Genomic DNA, 386 nt, shown 5'->3' on the forward strand with positions numbered 1-386 from the left:
GCGTGCTCGGCGCGGAGGATGCGCGCGGCCTGCACCATGCTCTCCAGCTTGCCTTGCGCCACTTCGCGCGGCAGGTACTTCATGCCGCAGTCCGGCGCCAGAATCACTTGCTCGGGCCGCACATGCTTCAGCGCCTTGCGGATGCGCGCGGCCACCACTTCGGGGGTCTCCACGTTCATGTCCGCCAGGTCCAGGCAGCCGACGAGGATCTGCTTGCCTTCCAGTTGCGTGAGCACGCTGGTGTCCAGGTTCGACTGCGCGGTTTCGATCGACACCTGCCGGCAACTGCACCCTGCCAGCTCGGGCAGGAACGAATAGCCACTCGGCCGCGTGTGGATCACGGCCGCGTAGCCGAAGCAGATGTGCACGCAGGTCGTGCCCTGCAC

At 66.8% G+C, this 386-nt stretch carries 1 protein-coding gene; it reads right to left on the minus strand.

The window, feature by feature from the left end; genetic code table 11:
• Positions 1-386, minus strand: a 386-nt coding sequence (locus tag I6F37_RS44500; RefSeq protein WP_368736843.1) for a uroporphyrinogen decarboxylase family protein, incomplete at both ends; no start/stop codon positions are given.

The organism is Bradyrhizobium sp. NBAIM08 (assembly GCF_020193935.1).
GTDB classification, from domain to species: domain Bacteria; phylum Pseudomonadota; class Alphaproteobacteria; order Rhizobiales; family Xanthobacteraceae; genus Bradyrhizobium; species Bradyrhizobium yuanmingense.